26 protein-coding genes and 1 riboswitch are annotated in these 21,623 nt (G+C 30.2%); of the genes, 23 read left to right on the plus strand and 3 right to left on the minus strand.

The features are described from left to right. The first annotated feature begins 198 nt into the window (after positions 1–198). From N4A57_RS15900 to N4A57_RS15935, 8 genes are all read left to right on the plus strand, one after another. Complete coding sequence (locus tag N4A57_RS15900; RefSeq protein WP_293659029.1) at positions 199–822, plus strand: hypothetical protein; 624 nt, start codon at positions 199–201, stop codon at positions 820–822. Between the two features lie 126 nt (positions 823–948). After that, the gene (locus N4A57_RS15905; RefSeq protein ID WP_293659031.1) at positions 949–1,518 is read left to right on the plus strand and encodes a biotin transporter BioY; all 570 of its coding nucleotides are present in this window, start codon (positions 949–951) and stop codon (positions 1,516–1,518) included. Between the two features lie 12 nt (positions 1,519–1,530). After that, entirely contained in the window at positions 1,531–2,508 is a 978-nt protein-coding gene (gene bioB / locus N4A57_RS15910; protein ID WP_293659032.1) for a biotin synthase BioB, read from the plus strand. A gap of 127 nt (positions 2,509–2,635) precedes the next feature. Beyond that, entirely contained in the window at positions 2,636–4,108 is a 1,473-nt protein-coding gene (locus tag N4A57_RS15915) for a putative glycoside hydrolase (protein WP_293659033.1), read from the plus strand. A 105-nt stretch (positions 4,109–4,213) separates the two neighbouring features. Further along, complete coding sequence (locus N4A57_RS15920; RefSeq protein ID WP_293659034.1) at positions 4,214–4,351, plus strand: hypothetical protein; 138 nt, start codon at positions 4,214–4,216, stop codon at positions 4,349–4,351. A gap of 9 nt (positions 4,352–4,360) precedes the next feature. Next, on the plus strand, positions 4,361–4,759 hold the full coding sequence (locus N4A57_RS15925; RefSeq protein WP_293659035.1) for a hypothetical protein: 399 nt from the start codon (positions 4,361–4,363) through the stop codon (positions 4,757–4,759). Between the two features lie 10 nt (positions 4,760–4,769). Next, positions 4,770–5,435: a hypothetical protein gene (locus N4A57_RS15930; RefSeq protein ID WP_293659036.1), complete on the plus strand. Its 666-nt coding sequence runs from the start codon at positions 4,770–4,772 to the stop codon at positions 5,433–5,435. 121 nt (positions 5,436–5,556) lie between these two features. Further along, positions 5,557–6,597 (plus strand): Fic family protein, encoded by a 1,041-nt coding sequence (locus tag N4A57_RS15935; protein WP_330671537.1) that lies wholly within the window; start codon positions 5,557–5,559, stop codon positions 6,595–6,597. Between the two features lie 48 nt (positions 6,598–6,645). Here the strand turns inward: N4A57_RS15935 and N4A57_RS15940 are convergent, their stop codons facing one another. Further along, on the minus strand, positions 6,646–7,710 hold the full coding sequence (locus N4A57_RS15940; RefSeq protein ID WP_293659037.1) for a hypothetical protein: 1,065 nt from the start codon (positions 7,708–7,710) through the stop codon (positions 6,646–6,648). Between the two features lie 261 nt (positions 7,711–7,971). On the opposite strand from N4A57_RS15940, the gene N4A57_RS15945 reads away from it, so the two are divergent. The 4 genes from N4A57_RS15945 (at position 7,972) to metA (ending at position 11,536) form a co-directional block, all read left to right on the plus strand. Then, complete coding sequence (locus tag N4A57_RS15945) at positions 7,972–8,496, plus strand: rhodanese-like domain-containing protein (RefSeq protein ID WP_293659038.1); 525 nt, start codon at positions 7,972–7,974, stop codon at positions 8,494–8,496. A gap of 65 nt (positions 8,497–8,561) precedes the next feature. After that, positions 8,562–9,035 carry a hypothetical protein gene (locus N4A57_RS15950; protein ID WP_293659039.1) on the plus strand — a complete coding sequence of 158 codons (474 nt, stop codon included), beginning with the start codon at positions 8,562–8,564 and terminating at the stop codon, positions 9,033–9,035. Between the two features lie 67 nt (positions 9,036–9,102). Then, positions 9,103–9,212, plus strand: a riboswitch (SAM riboswitch). 111 nt (positions 9,213–9,323) lie between these two features. Then, entirely contained in the window at positions 9,324–10,607 is a 1,284-nt protein-coding gene (locus tag N4A57_RS15955) for an O-acetylhomoserine aminocarboxypropyltransferase/cysteine synthase family protein (protein WP_293659040.1), read from the plus strand. 11 nt (positions 10,608–10,618) lie between these two features. Continuing rightward, the gene (gene metA, locus N4A57_RS15960) at positions 10,619–11,536 is read left to right on the plus strand and encodes a homoserine O-acetyltransferase MetA (RefSeq protein ID WP_293659041.1); all 918 of its coding nucleotides are present in this window, start codon (positions 10,619–10,621) and stop codon (positions 11,534–11,536) included. 311 nt (positions 11,537–11,847) lie between these two features. Here the strand turns inward: metA and N4A57_RS15965 are convergent, their stop codons facing one another. Then, positions 11,848–11,991, minus strand: coding sequence for a hypothetical protein (locus N4A57_RS15965; RefSeq protein ID WP_293659043.1), 144 nt, complete (start codon positions 11,989–11,991; stop codon positions 11,848–11,850). 721 nt (positions 11,992–12,712) lie between these two features. On the opposite strand from N4A57_RS15965, the gene N4A57_RS15970 reads away from it, so the two are divergent. The 3 genes from N4A57_RS15970 (at position 12,713) to N4A57_RS15980 (ending at position 15,785) form a co-directional block, all read left to right on the plus strand. Further along, complete coding sequence (locus tag N4A57_RS15970) at positions 12,713–13,537, plus strand: HNH endonuclease (RefSeq protein WP_293659044.1); 825 nt, start codon at positions 12,713–12,715, stop codon at positions 13,535–13,537. Positions 13,538–13,591: 54 nt separating this feature from the next. Beyond that, positions 13,592–14,497, plus strand: a complete 906-nt coding sequence (locus N4A57_RS15975) for a transposase (protein ID WP_293659045.1) — start codon at positions 13,592–13,594, stop codon at positions 14,495–14,497. A 223-nt stretch (positions 14,498–14,720) separates the two neighbouring features. After that, complete coding sequence (locus N4A57_RS15980) at positions 14,721–15,785, plus strand: stalk domain-containing protein (RefSeq protein WP_293659046.1); 1,065 nt, start codon at positions 14,721–14,723, stop codon at positions 15,783–15,785. An 87-nt stretch (positions 15,786–15,872) separates the two neighbouring features. Here the strand turns inward: N4A57_RS15980 and N4A57_RS15985 are convergent, their stop codons facing one another. Next, positions 15,873–16,088, minus strand: coding sequence for an alpha/beta-type small acid-soluble spore protein (locus N4A57_RS15985; protein WP_293659047.1), 216 nt, complete (start codon positions 16,086–16,088; stop codon positions 15,873–15,875). Between the two features lie 212 nt (positions 16,089–16,300). On the opposite strand from N4A57_RS15985, the gene N4A57_RS15990 reads away from it, so the two are divergent. The 8 genes from N4A57_RS15990 (at position 16,301) to N4A57_RS16025 (ending at position 21,424) form a co-directional block, all read left to right on the plus strand. After that, positions 16,301–17,056 carry an MBL fold metallo-hydrolase gene (locus N4A57_RS15990; protein WP_293659048.1) on the plus strand — a complete coding sequence of 252 codons (756 nt, stop codon included), beginning with the start codon at positions 16,301–16,303 and terminating at the stop codon, positions 17,054–17,056. 90 nt (positions 17,057–17,146) lie between these two features. Continuing rightward, positions 17,147–17,572, plus strand: coding sequence for a hypothetical protein (locus tag N4A57_RS15995; protein WP_293659049.1), 426 nt, complete (start codon positions 17,147–17,149; stop codon positions 17,570–17,572). A gap of 24 nt (positions 17,573–17,596) precedes the next feature. After that, the gene (locus N4A57_RS16000; protein WP_293659050.1) at positions 17,597–18,250 is read left to right on the plus strand and encodes an SMI1/KNR4 family protein; all 654 of its coding nucleotides are present in this window, start codon (positions 17,597–17,599) and stop codon (positions 18,248–18,250) included. Between the two features lie 48 nt (positions 18,251–18,298). Then, the gene (locus N4A57_RS16005) at positions 18,299–18,820 is read left to right on the plus strand and encodes a GNAT family N-acetyltransferase (RefSeq protein WP_293659051.1); all 522 of its coding nucleotides are present in this window, start codon (positions 18,299–18,301) and stop codon (positions 18,818–18,820) included. Positions 18,821–19,184: 364 nt separating this feature from the next. Further along, entirely contained in the window at positions 19,185–19,820 is a 636-nt protein-coding gene (locus tag N4A57_RS16010; RefSeq protein ID WP_293659052.1) for a hypothetical protein, read from the plus strand. Positions 19,821–19,838: 18 nt separating this feature from the next. After that, positions 19,839–20,357 (plus strand): hypothetical protein, encoded by a 519-nt coding sequence (locus tag N4A57_RS16015; RefSeq protein WP_293659053.1) that lies wholly within the window; start codon positions 19,839–19,841, stop codon positions 20,355–20,357. Between the two features lie 60 nt (positions 20,358–20,417). Continuing rightward, positions 20,418–20,912: a GNAT family N-acetyltransferase gene (locus N4A57_RS16020; protein ID WP_293659054.1), complete on the plus strand. Its 495-nt coding sequence runs from the start codon at positions 20,418–20,420 to the stop codon at positions 20,910–20,912. A gap of 38 nt (positions 20,913–20,950) precedes the next feature. Continuing rightward, entirely contained in the window at positions 20,951–21,424 is a 474-nt protein-coding gene (locus tag N4A57_RS16025; protein ID WP_293659055.1) for an ASCH domain-containing protein, read from the plus strand. The last annotated feature ends 199 nt before the right edge of the window (positions 21,425–21,623 follow it).

The raw sequence follows: 21,623 nt of genomic DNA on the forward strand, positions 1-21,623 counted from the left end.
GCAAGAAAAAATAACCCCTTTAGGGGTAGCCTGAGAAGGAAAGCGGTTGGCAGACCTTTCAATGTGTCTTAAGACACGGCGAGCAACATGCCCTTCTAGGGCTAAAGCAAACCACCCGTTCGACGGGTGGTCATGATTTTTCACAAAAAGTGTATTTGTCGAGGCAAATATTGTAAAATAATGAAGGGGGGGAGTTTGATGGAATGGATAATGAATTTTATATTAGAAAAGACGGAACTTCTTATAGGAATCATGGTGGTTTTGTTTTTAGAAGGGGTTAGGAAGGCATGTACTACTAATATGTGTAGTAGGTCATTTTTAAGTAAATATGCACTCATATTTGGAGGACTTTATTTTCAAATAGACAAATTCTTTGACCTATACCAGGATAGGTACGATGGAGCTCTTTTATTTATGGGCCTAATACCTATAGGAATGATATTATATCCCATATATAGGGATTTAAGTAATCAAGAAATAATATTTTATCATGTGGATAATAAGGAAGTTAAAGACATAATAATGGAAGCTTTTAGGAAATATAAGTATGATTTATATTTAAAGGCTGATTCTGATACAGAAAAGGAAATAGAGATAAGGGATACAAAGTCTATTGTAGAGCTAAAGTATAATAAAAAATACTTAAATATGCAAATAAAAAATTATAAAAGCATATTGAAATTAGATGAAATATTAGACTATATAGAACAGAAAATTGAACGTAAAAATTATGATGTTAAGTCTAAAGGTTTGTTGCATTTCTTTGGATCTTGGGTAATTATGATGATTTTAGTATTTATATATTTAAAGGAAAGGATATAAGGAATATGCCTAAGGTTTTCAAGCCTCATTATTTTTTTGTAAAAGGTAAACCTTTTTGCATATATTAGTTGACATTAAAAGTCGTAATATTATATTATGGTCTTAAGAAAAAAATGAGGTGGTTTTATGAAGACAAGAGAACTTATATTAGTGGCATTATTTGCCGCTTTAACGGCAATCGGTGCATTTATACAAATTCCTGGCCCAGTAGTACCTTTTACTCTTCAATATGTATTTTGTGCCTTTGCAGGAATACTTTTAGGAAGAAGATTGGGATTATATTCTCAGTTATTATATGTGGGCATAGGACTTTCAGGAGTACCTGTATTTACTAAAGGTGGAGGGCCTACATATGTGTTGATTCCCACATTTGGTTATTTATTAGGTTTCATATTATGTGCTATAGTAATAGGATTTTTAATTGAAAGACAAGAAAATTATAGTTTCTTTAATGTATTAAAATGTGTTTTACCAGGATTAGGAGCTGTATATATGGTTGGTGTTCCATACTTATATGTAATACTTAAATATTACTTGAGTAAACCAATTTCCTTTAATAATGCAATGCAATTTGGTTTTTATCCTTTTATAATTCAAGATATTGTATTAAGTTGTATAGTAGCCCTTGTGGCTTCAAGGGTAATACCTTCTCTTAAAAAAGCAGGATATTTTAAGATACATAAAAAAGTAGCATAGGAGAGATATGAGATGAGAGACTTTATTCTAGGTTTAAAAGAGATGATACTAGATGGAGGAGAAATAACAAGGGAAGAAGCTTTAAAATTAGCAAATATTCAAGATGAAGAAACCTGTACAGTATTATTTGAAAGTGCAAATGAAATAAGGGAAAATCTTGTGGGAGATAGGGTAGACCTATGTACCATAATGAATGTGAAATCTGGCAAGTGCTCAGAAGACTGTAGATATTGTGCTCAATCATCTCACTATAAAACTGGAGTAGAAACATACAGCTTATTAGATAGTGATAAAATAATAGAAAGAGCTAAAGAAATGGAATCAGAGGGTGTAGATAGGTTTTCCCTTGTTAGTAGTGGTAGAGATATTAAAGAAGATTTAGAGGGATTATTAGAAATATACGATAAACTGGTTGGAAGTACAGATTTACATATATGTGCATCCCATGGAATCTTAAAGGAAGAAGATGCTAAGAAGTTGAAGGAAAAGGGTGTTATTAGATACCACCATAACCTAGAAACTAGTAGAGAATACTACAAGGAAATATGTACTACTCACACCTATGAAGACAGAATAGAAACTATAAAAAACGTACAAAAAACGGGCATGGAAGTTTGCTGTGGTGGAATATTTGGTATGGGAGAAAGTCAAGAAGACAGAATTGACATGGCCTTTGAAATTAAAAATTTAGGTATTAAATCTGTGCCAATAAATATATTAAATCCTGTAAAGGGAACGCCAATGGAAGAAAATTATATATTATTACCTGTTGAAATATTAAAAATAATTGCCCTATATAGATTTATTCTACCAGATGCAACTATAAGATATGCTGGAGGAAGAAAGGCCTTAGGAGAAAAGGATAAGGACGGATTTTTATCTGGTGTAAATGGAGCTTTAACGGGAAATTATCTTACTACTACGGGTAAGAATGTATCAGAAGATATAGAAATGATAAAATCTGTAGGACTTAAATTAAATAAAAGATAAATTGAAAAAAGCCTAATTTGGGGCTTTTTTCAATTTGAAATTATTTCGTAATAAAATATTTAATCAAAAAGACAAAATGCCATGTTATAATTAAAAGGTAAGTAAAAATATAGGATGGGGTGTCAGAATGAAGAAGAAGATTGTAGCATTATGTCTGAGCTTGGCACTAGTTGTGGGTGTAGTAGGATGTACTAAAAAAGACACACCAGTAGCGAGCACGGACGGTCAAGTTGAAGTTGTAGATTCAAAAGGGGAAGAGGCAAAAGAAACTACATCAAAGGATGTTAAAGACGAAACTAGCCAGGGGAAAGAGGGAACTGAGAAAGAAAGTAACCTAGTATATATTAGTGCTAGTAAATTAAGAATGAGAGAAGCAGCAAAGGCAGATGCCAGTATAGTAGATAACTTACTAAAGGGATCACAAGTAACTATACTAGAAAGTGCAATAGATGAACAAAATAGAGAGTGGTACAAAGTAAGTTATGATGGAAAAGAAGGATATATAGCTGCTGAGTATACGGTAAAGGACAGAAGAGAACTTTTATCCGAAAAACTTAGAAATCTAGATTTTTCACCACAAAAGAAAGTGGAAAGTTATCCATCTAATCCGAAGCAAGAAGTAAGAGGTGTATATGTGACACTTTATAGTGCTTCTAACAAAAAATTAGATGAACTTATTGAAATGAGTAAGAGAACTAAGATTAATGCCTTTGTAATAGACGTTAAAGATGACAATGGAAGCATGCTATTTAAAACACAAGCTGCTGAGAAATACGCTCCTGATGCAAACAAAAGAGCATCAATTAAAGATGTGGCAGCATTTATGAAAAAACTAAAGGATAACAACATTTATGCCATAGCTAGAATAGTATCTTTTAAAGATCCAACATATTCTAGAACACATCCAGATAGAGCTATTATATATAAGTCTAATAACCAACCATTTACTAATAGGGATGGACTTATTTGGGCTTCTGCTCACGATAGGGAACTATGGAACTATAACATTGCTGTGGCTAAAGAAGCAGCAAAGGTAGGATTCAACGAAATACAATTTGACTATGTAAGATTCCCAGCATCAAATGGTGGTAAATTAGATAAATTATTAGACTACAGAAATACTAAAGGAGAAAGTAAGCCAGAGACAATCCAAAATTACCTAAAGTTTGCAAGGGAGCAATTAGCTCCAGAGGAAGTATATATAGGAGCTGACGTATACGGACTAGTAGGATCTGTAACAGACGATATGGCCCTAGGTCAATATTGGGAAGCTGTGAGTAATATAGTTGATACTATCAATCCTATGATGTACCCAAGTCACTATGCAAACGGAACTTATGGATTATCAGTACCAGATGCATTCCCATATGAAACACTATACTATGGAACTAAAGATGCCATAAATAGAAATAAAAACATAGAAACACCAGCTTCCATAAGACCGTGGATTCAAGATTTCACAGCTAAGTGGGTTAGAGGACATATCAAGTATGGTCCTAAGGAAGTGGAAGCTCAAGTAAGAGCATTAGATGAATTAGGAATAAAAGAATATATGCTTTGGAATGCTGCTAACAGATATTCTAAAGACGGAGTAAAATAAGAGCCAATTGGCTCTTATTTTTTTGAGTTAAAGGCATATAAGTGATTGTGCATGGGAATCTTGTGGGAAATATTGTATAATGGTTATGGGGTTAGGGGGATCGTTATGGATGATAAGGAAAGAAAAAATCTTAGAGAAAAGATATTTATGAGCTATTTTAATATAGGGTTTATGATGTTTATATATTTATCTAATTTTAATATACATATGGGTGTTCTAAAAGCAGTGCTTATAACACAATAGCATATAGATTTGAATAATATTCAATCATTAGAACCATTAAACAAATTGAAAAAACTAAGGAAGCTAGAACTAGAACATGGGCGTTTAAGTTATGTGGTGAATACAAAAAATCTAGGTAATATAGATGAATTGATTTGTTATTATGTAAAGATTAATGATTATTTTAGAAGAGATACTTTTGTAAACTTAAAAAAATTAGAGGTTCAAGGTGTAAAGTTAAAGGATTTAAGCTTTTGTAAGAATTTAAAATCCTTAGAAGAACTAAAGATAAATTACGGAGAGATAGGAACATTAAATGGTATTGAAGAAATGAAAAATTTAAAGAAAATAGAGTTATATAAAAGTAGAATAAAGGATGACAACCTATTAAAAAATAGAGAAGATATAAGAATAATTAAGGTGAATTGAGGGTGAGAGAATGAGAACATTTAATATAGTTGTACCTATAGCCTTATTACTTTGTATTATAAGTAGTATTTATTCCTATAGGAAATATAAAAAGAGAATAAATAATGCTTATATTGTTTGTACTAATAATTTAAATATATATTTAATACTTTCTGTATGCTATGGTATAGGAGCCATATTAGGGTGTTTACTTTTTTTCATAAAGCTAAATGATGCATATCCTTATATGAAGGAATTAGGTTATGTTCATAATATATTTGAAATGTTTAACTATATATATATTCAAGAAATAGCTAAAGAATCATGGAATAGCAGAGATTTAATGGAAGCTCTAACTATAAACGATTATGCGTCATTGGGAATAGGTTCTAGTATGATTGGGTTAATATGTGGAATGGGCAGTTTTGGTATGTATTTTAAAGGTAAGCACATGGAAGTGATAGAAAAGGGAAAAGTGGTGTCACAAGTGGGTGAATGGACATGGGATAGTTTGTTGGAGTATGAGTGGGGCCAACTTTTTATGAAAAATCATAAGGCTTATTATGAATTGTGGCTTACCTTTAAGAATGATGAACGCCGTAGAAAAAGCACTAGTAAAAGTAGGGAAAGGGTATATTTGAGAATAGGTAAAGATGATAAAAGTAAAGTAGATGGACTCATAGAAATCAATTCATAAATAAACATAGTCATTTTCACAAAAATGACTATGTTTATTTATTTATGACCATATTTATTATATAATAAATATGGTCATTTATACGAAAATGACCATATTAAATTAGGAGATGGATATTATAATGTGGCTTAAAAATGTAGATTTAGAAAATATTAGTGTTCCAATGAAAATTGTGCGATTAATAAGTTCAATTAATGAATACAAAGGAAAACAACAACTATATAAACAACAATCACCTCAAATGTTAGAAAAACTAAAAGATATAGCTGTAATACAAAGTACTAAAGCTTCTAATAGTATAGAGGGAATAATAATAACAGACAAACGATTAAAGGATATAGTAAATAAGGATTTATCACCAAAGGATAGATCAGAGGGGGAAATTGCAGGATATAAGGATGTATTGCAAACTGTTCATTCTTCTTATGAATATATTCCTATAAACTGTAATACTATACTTCAACTTCATAGGGATCTGTATAAGTTCCTACCAGGCTGGGGAGGGAAGTGGAAGACCCAGGATAATGTGATAGAAGAAATATTACCAAATGGAAGTAGATATATAAGATTTAAACCTACATCATCCTTTGAAACTCCCATGGCCATGGAAGAATTATGTGGAAGTTTAAGAAGTGAAATGGTTACTGAAAGAATAGATCCATTAATATTAATAGGTGTATTTATTCTAGATTTTCTATGCATACATCCATTTAATGATGGAAATGGTAGAATGGCTAGACTTTTGACTACTTTGCTACTATATAAATTTGAATACGAAGTAGGTAGATTTATAAGTTTAGAGAAAATTATAGAAGAAAGTAAGGAATCTTATTATGAAACTCTAAACGGATCTTCTAAACATTGGCATGAAGGTAATAACAATATATTCATATGGTTAGAATACTTTTTAGGAATGATTTTAGGAGCATATAAAGAATTTGAATCAAGAGTAGGCATATTAGATAGCCAAGTTGGAAATAAGGCTTCAAGAGTAGAAAAGACTATAGAACATATTTTAGGACAATTTACGAAGGAAGATATAAGACAAAAGTGCCCTCATGTGGGAGAATCAACTATAAATAGAGTTCTCAAAAAGTTAAAGGCTGAAGAAAAAATAGCTTCCACAGGAAAGGGTAGAAATGCAAAGTGGATAAAACTATAAAAAAATAAACATGGTCATTTGGTATAGATGGCCATGTTTATTTAGTATTTAATTTAATTCTAAATTAGATCTTAGGGTATTTCTTAATTTCACTAATTCAGTATAGTTATAGAAAAATAGTATTTTCTTATTCTTAATACTATTATTTTGAGGCTTAGGGTCAAGTACAAAATAAGTAAAGGATTCTGCTATGTCTTCTACGGAGTTAGATGCGGCATAATCTGTAACAAATTGGTCACTATACTTTTCGTAGAACTTTATACTTAAATCCTCAGCTTCTTCTGGAGATTCTGCCTTGAGTTTTTCTATAGATAAACATTCTTCATATATATCTTTCCAAAACTTTTCATGGAAAGTGTTCAAATAAGATTTTTCTTCAGTAGTACCTTCGTCTATAGTAAGGGTGGCACCTGTATTATCTATTATATCCTTCATTTGATCATTACTTAAAGTAACTATATGAAATAGTTCGTGAACTAGGGTGTGATCTAACTCTCTACCTATTAGATTCCCCTTAGAATCAAAGGAATCTTCTGGGTCTAAGGATAAATCAAAGGTTTTATTTTTATCATCTATGGGAGCTATAGATCCTGAAATACCATCCTTTCCATCTGTAGTAATAGAGAAGGATGTTATTTTACTTAAATGTGTATTAGCATATGTTTTTAATACCTTATGCCAAAGTTTCTTATGGGAAGAGTCCACATCCTTAGGGAAATTTATCTTTCCCCCTACCACATCATATTGGCCTAGGATTTCACCCTCATTATCATTTATATTAATTCCTGCATCTTCTAGGATATTTGATATTTCCTTATGGATTTCATCACCATTTTCAAAGTCTTCTTCATAATCTGCTTCCATAAGTTTTTTATGAAGATCTTTTATTTTAGTATAATCTTCATTAGACAATTGTTCCTTTGAATCCTCTATTAATTCACCTAATTCCTTATCTTCTTGAAGAACTCTATCCTTTTCACTAGAATTCATATGAGCATTAACTTTAGTTTCACTATTTTCATTTCTAGTGAAAGTAATTGCATCAGTAGAAGTACATCCAGATAGTAATAGGCATAGGGATAATAATATGGTTAGTGCATTTCTTTTATTCATTATTAAAAAACTCCTTTCTTTTACGAGTAATATTTTTTCTGTACATTATTAGGACAAATTTTCCATGATTAAAGTATAAAGGCCTTGTGTGTATTCTTTGTGTCCTTATCATGTACTTTAAAAGAATTATTATTAAGCATAGAAATTTTAAATAATTTTAAAAGTATTATTAGTATTATGAATTGGATTTTAGGTGAATCTTGTAATAATATTAAAATAGCAAAATATGTAGAACTTAGTATTTACAAGGAGGAGAAATTAATGAATAAAAGAATATTAGGAGTAATTCTAGTTGTTGTATTATCACTTGGAGCCTTTGTAGGTTGTGGAACTTCTTCTGCAACGAAGAAAATAGGTACAGCTCCAGATGGAAATGAAGTAAAGATTGAGGCAGCTGCTATCAAATTAGCTAAGGGTCAACAGGCTGGTGGATATGATTTAGTTAGTGGAGAAGAACTTAAAAAATGGATAGATGAAGGAAAAGAAATGGTAATTATAGATACTATGCCAAATGATTTTTACAAAAAAGGTCATATACCAACTGCATTAAGTGGAGTAATGCCTAAGAAATCTATAGAAGATGCTACTAAGGAAGAAAAGGAAGCATTTATAAAATTATTAGGTGATGATAAAGAAAAGACTATAGTTATATATTGTGGATTTACTGCTTGTGGAAGAAGTCACGTGGGAGCAACTTTAGCAAAGTCTTTAGGATATAAAAATGTGTACCGTCTTCCTGGTGGAATCATAGGATGGCAAGATGGAAAGTATGAAGTAGAAAAATAGTAATACATAGGATATAACTAGGATTATGGTTATATCCTTTTTAATATGCCTAAGGGAGGAAAAAGATGAAAAAATTATTAAATAGCATAATGATTTTAACTTTGATTATAGGCCTATTTACTGGATGTAACAGTTCTAAGGAAGACAAGTTTATAAGTGAAGAAATTAATCCTAACATTAATATGTTTGGAATAAAGCTTTTAATGGAAGAAAAGAAAGTATTAGATATATTAGGTGGAGAAGGAGAACATTCTCCTTGTGTCTATGGATATGAAAGAACATATGAGGATAAAAATATTAGTATAGGATTTGATAAGGACAGTAAAGTAAGAAAAATAATATTAAAGGGTAGTAATGAGGATTTATATGGTATAAAAAAGGGTATGGATGAAGATAAAGCTGTAGATATATTAAAGGAAAATGGTTTTAATAAGGAAGAAGATACGAGTAGATTTGTGAAGGATAAGATATTTATAAAAATACTAGGTGATGATAATAATAAGGTGAAGGGTACTATTATTGAAATAATAGCAGAATAATTTTAAAGAATAAAAATAGTCTATTGACAGAAAAGTTAAAATAAAATATAATATTAAGAAATTTAATATCTCATCAAGAGAGACAGAGGGAACAGGCCCTGGGACGTCTCAGCAACCATCAACTAAAATGTTGAAAAGGTGCTAAATCCTGCAGAATCATTATCTGGAAGATGAGAGAATAGGGAACTTTTGCGAACTATCTTCTTCCATATATGGGAGAAGATTTTTTTATTCTAAAAATTAGTTCTAAATTGGTATTTCTATTCTCCAAAAAAAGGAGGAGAACATATGAATGATAATTGGAATTTTAATACAAAAGCAGTACAAGGAACTTATAAAGCAGATGAAACGGGTGCTAGAAATTTGCCAATTCATCAGACGGCATCCTATTATCTAGGAAGTGCAGAGCGGGCTGCAAAATTATTTGATTTAGAGGAGTCGGGAAATATATATACGAGAATCAATAACCCTACAAGTAGTGCCTTTGAAGAAAAGGTAAACGCATTAGAAGGTGGAGTAGGAGCCCTAGCCACATCTTCTGGCCAAGGAGCCATTAGCTTAGCCCTTTTAAACATTTGTGGAGGGGGAGACCATATAGTTGCTGCAAGTACTTTGTATGGTGGAACCTATACTTTATTTAATAATACCTTCAAGAAATTTGGAATAGAGGTTACCTTTGTAAATCCTAATGACCCCATAGAAGTAATAAGGAATGCCTTTAGGAAAAATACTAAGGCCTTATATGGAGAAACTATAGGAAATCCAGGATTTAACGTACTAGATTTTAATAAATTTAGTAATTTATCAGAGGAATTTAATGTTCCCTTTATAGTTGATAACACCTTTGCCACATCTTACTTATGTAGACCCTTTGAACATGGAGCCCATATAGTAGTGTACTCGGCAACTAAATATATTGGTGGCCATGGTAATTCCATAGGAGGAGTAATTGTAGATAGTGGTAACTTTAATTGGAATAATGGCAAGTTTTTAGAACTTACTAAGCCAGATCCTAGTTATCACGGCATGGTATATACGCAGGCTTTCGGAAAGGCAGCTTTCATAGGAAAGGCAAGGGTACAATTATTAAGGGATTTAGGAATTTGTTTAAGTCCATTTAACTCATTTTTATTTCATATGGGACTTGAAACTCTACACATAAGGATGGATAGACATGGTGAAAATGCTTTAAAACTGGCAACATATTTAGAAAATCATGAAAAGGTAGATTGGGTGTATTATCCTAAGCTAAAATCTAGTAGTTCTTATGAGTTGGCAAAAAAGTATCTACCTAATGGAGCAGGAGGAATGTTGGCCTTTGGTATAAAGGGAGGTAAAAAAGCTGGAGAGATATTTATAGATTCTGTAGAATTAGCCACATTAGTACCAAATGTGGGAGAGTTAAAGACGTTAGTTATTCATCCTAGTTCTACTACCCATAGGCAGTTAAGTGAAGAGGAACAAAGACATGCAGGAGTACTACCAGAACTTATTAGGGTTTCTGTGGGAATTGAACACATAGATGATATTATAGAAGACTTTAGGCAAGCCTTAGAGAAGGTTCAAGGATAGGGGGAGAGTATATGCCAGTTATTGTACCAGATAAATTACCAGCAGGGGAAGAATTGAAGAAGGAAAATATATTTATCATAAAGGAAGATAGGGCCATTCATCAAGATATAAGACCCCTTCAAATCGCCATATTAAATTTAATGCCTGATAAAAAGACTACAGAGAGACAACTACTTAGGCTCATAGGAAATTCCATAATTCAAGTAGAAGTGACCTTCCTTTGTATGGAATCCCATGAATCTAAAAATACGGAAAAAACCCATTTAGATACCTTTTATAAAAACTTTAGTCACATAAAGAATAAAAAATTTGATGGAATGATTATTACAGGAGCTCCTGTGGAACAATTAGAATTTGAAGAAGTGGACTATTGGGAAGAACTAAAGGGAATTTTAGATTATGCTAATAAAAATGTCATGTCAACATTATATATATGTTGGGGGTCTCAGGCTGGATTATATCATTATTACAATATACCTAAATACGACTTAAAGGAGAAATTATTTGGAGTATTTGATCATGAAATAAGTAAACCTGAGGAAAAACTTTTTTATGGATTTGATCAATTATTTAGGGTTCCACATTCTAGATATACAGAAATCAGAAAAGAAGACATAGAAAAGGTAGAAGATTTAGATTTACTATCCCATTCATATGAAGCGGGAGTTTATATAGTAGCTTCTAAAGATAGAAGGAAGTTTTTCATATCTGGTCACTCTGAATATGATATTGATACTTTGCTAAAGGAATATGAAAGGGATGTGGATAAGGGGTTAGACATAGAAATACCTAAGAATTATTTCTTAAGGGATAACCCTAAGAACAATCCAGTTTTAACCTGGAGAAGCCACGCTAATTTACTGTTTACTAATTGGCTTAACTATTATGTATATCAAGAAACTGAGTATATTATTGATGAAATAGAATAGTATAGGCTTGGGGGAACCATAGGGTTCCATAGGTTCTAGGACTTTTTGTGTATTTGTGTAAAAACTATTAAGGTTATGTGGATAAATAATATTTTTTTACTATTTATTCACAAACCTATCTAATAGGGCTAATATGGCAGAAAATATCTGTAATGCATCTCATACACGTCCAATAGTTCGATAGAAGGGATTATACTAAATAAAGGACTACCAGAATAAATAGAAAATAAGGCATATGAAAAAAATTAACTAGTTTATTTTTTTCATATGCCTAAGGGGCCCATATTAAATTTTAATAGGGCCCTTTGTTTTTATTTACTTTTAACTATCTCATCATGTAGTTTTACTACGAATTGTGATAACTCTTCTAGTTCTTTAGATGTTTCATTTAGCTCAGCTACTATTTTAGCTGCTTCTTCCCTAGTTACTTCTTTTAATATATTTGATCTATTCATAATTCCCACCTTCTAGTAAAACACTTATACATTATATTATATTACTATTTTACAATAAAATATATGATAATAATTTAGAGATTTAGTAAAATCTTAATATATATACGGTTAATCCCTTGACTTTCAATCCTTGTAGCAATACTGGGACTTTTGCCCTAATTTTGGTAATAGAAATTCGTATATGGGTCCATGACTCATGTTGAATTAGCACAGGATGCTATGACGTTCTACAATTCCAAAAATTTTCAATATATGTTCTCTTGTAGGTAGGTTATTGTATAAAGAAAGCTTAGTGTTACGAAATCTATATACAGAATGCAGAGGATAAAGGAAATTAACCATGTGGATTTTGATGATTATAATAATATATTAAATATGCAGATTGCTTTGAAGGTTTATGAGATGAATAGGGAAGATTAGTTTGAAGATACTCTCTTTGTATATGAAGGGAGTATTTTTATGATGAATATATGGGTAATAAATACATAATTGTAAAATAATACATAATAATGTATTATTGAACTACAATATAGGAGTTAATATTAAACAGTTAGATTAACAAACATACAATGAGTTCATTAATTGAAGGACAAGGGGTGAGTAGTATATGAATTATTTTATTGTGCATCAAAATAAAACTTTTGAAAATGAATTCAAAGGTGGCTTTTTATGGGCACCTCAACGTTCTAAATCAGGAAAAGAAATATTTCATTGGTCGAATATGAAAAAAGTAAAGGAAGGGCATATTGTTTTTAGTGTAATAAAAGGGAAAATTGTATCAGTAGGTACAGCTATTTCTCATTGTTATACTTCCATTAAGCCATGGGATTTTGATAAAATTCAATGGGCAGAAGAAGGTTGGAAAGTAGATTTAGAATATAATAGTTTAGTTGAGCCTATTTACATAAAAGATATATTTGATGGATTGAAGGAGTTATTACCAGAAAAGTATTCTCCATTTACTAAAGAGGGAAAAGGGAATCAAGGGTACTTATATGAATTGAATAAGATATCAGGAGAATACATACTGAAAAAAATACAAGAAAAGAATTATTTAAATCATATACTTAATAATAATTCAAATCAAGGTTATGTCAAAGAAAGAAGTGTTATATATGATAGTAGTGATTTGACAGGAAGAGAAAAAGACCAATTAGTAAAGGTGAGAATAGGACAAGGTAAATTCAAACAATTATTACTAAAAAGATATGGAAAATGTCACATATGTGGTTTGGTACAAGAAGAGTTTCTCATAGCTAGTCATATAAAACCATGGAAAGACTGCGATGAAAAAGAAAAAGTTGATACAAATAATGGTTTTTTACTATGTCCACATCATGATGCAGTATTTGATAGGGGATATATTACATTTAATAATGAGGGGGAAATAATTATATCAAATGAACTATCTTATTCTGCTAAAATATTACTTAATATTCGTGATGGCATGAAAATTGAATTAGATGAACATAATAAGAAATACTTGTCATGGCATAGACAAAACATATTTCGAAGTATGGGACAGTTAATCGTGCCTCATGAATAAAAAATCTAATATTACATAAAATATCCTCATAATAAAAAACTAGGAGGATATTCTATGCCAAGACTTGCAAGAGCAAAAAATCATTTTTCAATATACCATATAATGGTAAGATCCATTAGCGAGATACAGCTATTTAAAGAAAGAGATGATAAACTAAAATATTTTTCACTCATAAGAAAATATCAATTAAAATACAAATTTAAAGTATATGCATACTGTTTGCTAGATAACCATGGTCATATGTTATTAGATTGTAACGGAGCCGATATATCAAGAATTATGCATTCCATAAATTTTTGTTATGCTCAATATTTTAATCGAAAATATGCACGCCATGGACACGTTTTTCAAGATAGATTTAAAAGTAAAATTGTGGATACCAATGAGTACTTATCAATGGTCAGTGCGTATATACACAATAATCCAAAGGATATAGTTGATACACAAGAGAAAATAATAAAATATGAATTTTCAAGTTTAAGGGAGTACATGAAAAATTCCAATACCTATGATATATTAAGTAAAGATTTTTTAGGAAATGGAATTAATCTACTAAGTAAATTTGGTATGAAGATACATTTAAAAAAGGTATTTAAATGTGAGAGATATGATGAAAACTTAGATGGAGAGTTTGTAAATGAAGGGACTGAGTATAGGGGGTATAGAAAAGTTATAGTAAGAAATAGCAAACCTATTCATATAATAGAGTTTGTAGCTAAATATACTAATCAAGACAAAAGAAAAATATATGTAAAATACAATAAAAAATATACCCATATGAGAGCTTTGGCATGTTTCTTTATGAGTTGCTTTTCAAATATAACTCAGAAAAATATATGCAAGGTTTTAGGAAATATAACACAATCAAGGGTATCTGAGTTAAGTAATTTGGGATTGTATCTAGTTTTTAATGATAATAGATATGGTGGAATTATGGATGAGTTTTTATTAAGTTCTTAAGATATAAAAAATTTAATAGGTTTAAAAGGGTGTTTTTGTTGTGCATAGAATTGAAAAAACTAAGTTAAAAGACGTTGAAATATTTAGGGTCTTTATTTTTTTAGCAAAAAATATATCAAATATGACGATGAACTGTCCCCAACATGGAACTTTTTATTATTTTGTACGTCATACATATATAAAGACACAACTAAAGATATATTTTATGGGAGGAATTTTGAAAATGAAGAAAATGATAAGTATATTATTAACAGGAATTATGGTGTTTTCATGTGGAGTTGTTTTTGCAGATAAAGAAGCTAATATTATTAAGCCCCAATGTGTGATAAATAATTTAGAAAAATCGTCTACTAAATTTAATGTATCCATATCAGGTGATGAATTTAAAATTGATCTTAAAGAAAATCCATCAACAGGATATATATGGTCTTATGCCATTGATGATGAAGAACATGTGACTTTTATGGATGAGAAAGAAATTAGACCTGAAATAGAAATTCCAGGAGCTGGAGGAAATAGAGAGTTTGCATTTGAAATAAATGGAGATGGTGTTTCAACCATTACTTTTACACTTAGACAATCATGGGAAAATGAACCTTTGGAAACTCTTAGGGTACTTGTGCACAAAAATGGAGAGGAAGTTTTTGTACAAGAGGATGAAATAGTTAATATAATAGATGGAAATAATGAGGAAATTTATAAAAATATTAAAATGACATATAATGATAAAGAGATTGAGACGGAGTTAGCACCTGTAAAGGTAGATGGAGTTATGATGATGCCCCTTTCCGTAGTAGCAAAAAATATGGGTTATAATGTGATTTGGAATGGACAGACCAAGGCTGTTGAAATATCAAAGGGTTCTCAATGGACAAGTGTTACTGTAGGAAAGAATGAATACTTTAGAAATAAAATAGCTCCACAAAAACTGAGTTCAGCACCTAAAATTGTAGAGAATCGCATGTACGTACCAGTTGAATTTGTTGTAGAGGTTCTGGGTAAAGGTATAAGGGTAGAAGAGGGAAATCTAAGATTTTATGATGGTGAAATGGCAATACATTCAGGTTATGTAACGCACATTTCTTATGATGAAACGGGTGCCATGACTATCACCATTTCACAAGTAAAAGATTCTACAGACCCTATGGATACAGTGGTAATCCATACGTCTTATGCTTATACTTATTACAATAAGACAGTGGAAAAAGGGGCACTTATCAGAGTAATTTCACCAATGATGATGACCAAGAGTCTTCCACCACAAACTTCTGGACATATTGTGTATTAATTTGAATATTAGAATGATGAATTGTTCCTTACACTAAAAAAGGATGAATGAAAGGTTTCTTTCATTCATCCTTTTTTATACACTTACTTAAAAATCAGAAGGGGTCATACCCTTTGAAGCATTTTCTACTAATCTTTTTGTCATTTGTCCACCTAATTTTCCACCCATTTGACCTGCTTGTCTAGATGTAATATGACTAGATAAATTGGTATTTGTGGTAGAAATACCTAGCTCCTTTGCCATTTCTTCTTTAAATTGATTTAATGCCATTCGTGCTTCTTTTACTAAAGGCTTTTTTGACAATATACTCACCTCTTTCTTTTTCCATTATTATTATTATCTACAAATAATGAGTTCAATATATTAGGAAATAAACACCACAAATATGGATAACGTAAATATACAAGGTTAGGAGAATTGAGTATAAACGTTATAATTGTTTGGGAAAATTTAGCAATGATGTTATAATAGCTATATATTTTAGATATATTTCATTTGAAGAAAGGAACTAGATTATGGAGATTAAACATGTTGGTAAAAGAGGTATACTGTTTACATTTTTTGAACTTAAAAATTCTAAATATGATTGTGTGACCAATGTATATGTAATAAAAGGGAACAAACACTTTTTTATTTGTGATACTTATTTAGGACCCCATTTTATGAAAAAGATTAAGGAATACCTTGAATCTAATTTTGGAAAAAAGAAATATATTATATTTAATTCCCATAGTCATTGGGATCACATCTGGGGAAATAGTGAGTTTCATAATTGTATGATTATATCTCACAAAAAATGTAGAGATTTAATAGAAAAAAATGGAGAAGATGAATTGATTCAAAAGGCTGAACTATTTGCTAAGGAAAATATACATATAGTTTTGCCAAATAATACTTTTGAAGAGAAGATTAAGTTCCAAGAAGAAGGTTTGGAATTCTTTTATAGCCCTGGACACACTGAAGATTCAGCATCCTGTTATGATTATATTAATAATACCCTATTTGTTGGAGATAACATAGATGATCCTATTCCAAGTTATATATGTTGGACCCAACTAGAGAAATATAAGGAAACATTAGAACAATATATTAAAATCAATCCAGATATTGTAGTACAAAGTCATGGAGATATTACAAATAAAGATGTAATAAGAAAGAATTTAGACTATATTTCTAAATTGATAAGAAATGAAAAAATAGAGTTCCATGATAAAGACCTATTGAAGAAACACTTGGACAATATGGAGTATTTAAGATCCAATGTTATATAAGCTACAAAGAATATACCTTTTTAAAGAATGAGAAGGATTAAATTATATCCAAGAAAAATAGAATAGACAGTAAATATAGGGAGAGAATTTATGCTTAAAAAATTTTATCATATAAAACATTCTATTAACTTTGGTTTTAGGATGACATTAATTATAATAGGTATACACGGAGCAATATGTCTAATATTGAAAAAAAATATGAATTTGCCCTTTCTATTAGGATTTACACCTGTATTTGTACTAGGAAATGCGTGGAAATATGCAAGGAAGATAGTTGAAATCAAAATAGAAAATAGAGATGAATTTAAATCAAAATTAATAAATATATTAGAAGAGAATAAATGGAAAGTTAAAGAAAAAAATAATGAATTAATAGGCATACCTACCTGGATAGATAAAATATTTAGTGAAGAAGTTGTAATAACTTTAGGCCATAAAAGTGTAAAAATTGTTGGAGCTAGAACTTATGTAGAAAAAATACTGGAAGTAATGGATATGGATTTAAACAGTAATTAAAAATAAGAGGAGATACAAGGTTATATGAAAGATCATAGATGGATAGAAAGATGGGAAAAAACATTAAAAGCAATTAAATCAATTGGTGGAGAAGTAAATGAACTCACAATAGGTAAAAGAGCTTCCTTAGAAGAAGTTTTGAAAGTAGAAAATAATTTAGGATATAAACTACCGGAGTGTTTTAGACAAGTATTATTAGAATTTTCTTCAAAAGTAGATTTTTATTGGAGCTTAGAAGATACTATAGAATTGCCAAATGAATTAGAAGATATATTTGATGGGAATTGTAATTGGAATATAAACAATATTTGTGAAATAAATGAAGAGAAAAATGATTGGGTAAAAAATTGTTTTTCAAATGAACATAATGAATATGATAGGGTATGGCATAATAAATTAGCCTTTCTAGAAGTTGGAAATGGAGATTATATTGCATTTGACTTAAAGAATTATCCAAGTAAAACGCCTGTTGTTTACTTAAGCCATGATGATGGGGAAGGGCATGGGTACATATTAGGAGATAATTTTATTGATTTTATGGATAGATGGACAAAGTTAGGATGTCCAGGAACTGAATGTGATCAAATGGTACCCTTTGTGAAATCTAAATTAAGTGGAATAGATCCTAATTGTGAGAATGGACAAAAATGGAGAGAATTAATAGGGTTAGATATATAAGCTTACCCATATTGTAGAAAAAATTAATGGCATATAGGGAGGTAACAGTTGATTAAAGGTGAGGGGTTTATATTTAGAAATATAGTTGAAGAAGATTATAAAAGAATATATGAATGGTTTCAAGATGAGGAAATAAGATACTATTATTCTATAAGGAATACATTGGTAGGATATAAGCAGATTGAAGAAAGGTTAAACCATCTAGATTACAATAAAAATAAAGAGTTTATGATAGAACTAGAGAATGGAATAACTATAGGTAAATGTGCATTAAATAGTATTGATTGGATAAATTCTAATTGTGAGCTAGAAATATTAATTGGGCAAAAGGATTATTGGAGTAAGGGCTACGGGAAAAAGGTTATAAGAAAGTTAGTAGAATATGCTTTTTATAATTTGAATTTATATTGTGTACATTTAAAAGTACATTCATTTAATGAAAGAGGCATTAAGTGTTATGAAAAGTGTGGATTTGAACAAGAGGGAGTTTTAAGAAATAGATTATATAGAGATGGAAAGTATTATAATCAAATTATTATGAGTATACTTAATGACCAGCTAAATAAATAAAAATAACTATAGATTTATAGATTTCTTGGTTTTAAGATTGTTTTATATAGTAACTTGCCTATAAGGGAAAATATATTGAAAATCTTTGGAATTGAGGAACGTCACAACATCCTATGCTACTCCAACATGACACATGAACCTATATACGAAGATTCACACTTTCGCTTGTGACAAGGACTTCAATGGAAAAGATTTTCAATATATTTTCCTGAAATAGGCCCATATAAAGCAAGTTTATACACCAGAAATCTATATCATGTGAAAACTTGCTTTACATTTACCTTTGTAGGAAAGTTGCTGTATAAATAAAGCCTAGGGAAGGTATAGTAAAGTTTTCAACTGAGACAAAAATAGGGGTGATTTTGTGAAAAAATATATTTTTATGGTAGCTGTACTTATTGTTGTGGTATTAACAGGATTTAGTGGAAATTCTAAATATAATAATGATTATGAAGCAACTATAAATGAATTAGAAAATAAATTACATAATGCAAATATGAAAATTGAAAAATTAGAGAATGAAATAAATGATTTAAAAAATCAGTCAGAAAAATTAAGTTCCAAAGAAGAGAAAGAATTAAGAATAATAGATGTTAAGGGAAAAACAATAAGTTACATTTTAAAGGATGCAAGTATACCAGCACAATCCATATGTATCATAGGTTCTAATAGGGATAATCTAGTGGAAGATTATGAAGAATTACAAATAAAAGGTACAGGTAGTGGAAAATTTCTTAGAGCTGAAGTTACTGGAAGTATATATGATTTTCAATTAATAAAGATAGAGTTTAATGGTGAAACTGGGGAATTTATTGAAAAGGAAGTTATACATGAGTTAAAAGAGGTAAGAAATAAGAGCATTTACATTGAAACATATTTACCCTGTGGAATGCCATCGGAAAAGATTAAGTGGGAAGATTGTAATGGCAATACCCATGAGATTTTATTAGGTAACGATGGTTATGGATTTGATGGAACTATAGTTTGGCCAAAAGGATAGGGGACATGGAGGAGTATAATGATTATTAAAAAGAAATGGATACCCATATTATTAATCTTATTAATAGTAAGGTGTTTATTAAAAAATAGTGAATATAAACTAATTATGGAAAGTATGTATTTAATGGTAGATATAGCTATTGTAATAGGAATAAAACTAGTAATTCGTATTAAGAATAGCATATTAAACGTAATATATTATATTTTGGTGATACTCTTTATACTAGGTTCCATTTTTGGTAGTTTATTTAGCGTTCCATCTTCAAATACATATATTACATCACCTAATAAAACACATACCATGATAGTATCAGAACATCAGATGTTGGCAGCAGCCACATATATTTATATTTATGAAAAGAAGAATTTCTTATTCAAAGAAAAATTGCCAATAGAATTATCCACAGGAGATGCCTCTTTGCCATTTAAAGGGGAAAATTATAGGGTAGAGTGGAAAAGTGAGGATGAATTCACATTATCCTGTCCATATAGAAGGGGGATGGAACCTTGGGATTATGTAACACATAAGTTTGAGTAGAAGATTAAAATATATTTGTTGAATTGTTAATTTTCACATGAAAAGTAAAGGGGAGTTTATATGATACTTGAAACATTAAGAACATATGTGGATTTTATACAGGATGAGGAACTGGTATCTATCATTGAGATATACAACTCAAATAATAAATTTCTCCTGTGTCACATGGATAAAGAAAAAGTAGATATGAATTGGTTAGAAAATGAAATACAAGAAATGAGGCAAGCTGGTTTTTATTCATGTAAAATTGTTGAGAAAGAAACATTAAAAATTATAGGATTAATGGATTTCTCTGTAGATAAAGAAAGCTATTTATCTTTGATTATGATACATGATGAATATAAGAATAGGGCCTATGGGAAAGAAGTTTATATGGGATTAGAGGAATATTTGAAAAGAAATAAAGTTAATTATATAAGAATTGATGTTGTAAATGATTATGATGAACATGTATTAGACTTCTGGTTTAAGAATGGCTTTGAGATGGTAGAAAACATGAAGTTAAACTGGTCAGGAAAAGAACTATCAGCAGTTAAAATGAAAAAGCATGTGTAAATTCATAGATAGGATAGTCGGGAAGAGGAGTGAAGGATATGATAAAAGAGCACAATTCAGTGGAAGAAATGTGGAAAGGATATTTAAAATCTATAGGGGAACATATTGAAAATACTGATAAAAGTTATATTTCATGGTACTTTTGTGATAATGAAAAAAGTGCTAATGAATTAGCCCAATTAGTTAAAGATAAAGTTAAAAGAGCAACTACTTCATTATATTATTGGTATGAAGTGGAGAATGAACCTCTACCTAAAGAAGGTGATTTAAATGTAATTACTAATTGGGATGGTATAGCTGAATGTATTATTCAAACAAAGAAAGTAACCATAGTACCTTTTGATGAAGTAACAGAAGAATTTGCAAAAACTGAAGGGGAAGGAGATAAATCTTTAAAGTATTGGAGAGAAGCACATATAGATGCCTTTACTAGGGGATTAAAAGAACAAGGAAAGGAATTTTCAGAAGATATGTTAGTGGTGTGTGAAGAATTTGAATTAGTATATAAGTAATGCTATATGAATCAAAAAAGAAATACATGGAGAATATTGAAATAAGGTCAACTATAGAAAAATTTAACCTTACGTGCGAAATTCTCCCACTTCTAAAGTGGGAGATGGATAGCACTTGCCGATAGGCACAAACTTTGATACACTATAATCAGTTGTAAAGTTTGAAAGGTAGTGTTATGAATGAAATTAGATAGTAATA

Source organism: Anaeromicrobium sp. (assembly GCF_025210435.1).
GTDB lineage: Bacteria > Bacillota > Clostridia > Peptostreptococcales > Thermotaleaceae > Anaeromicrobium.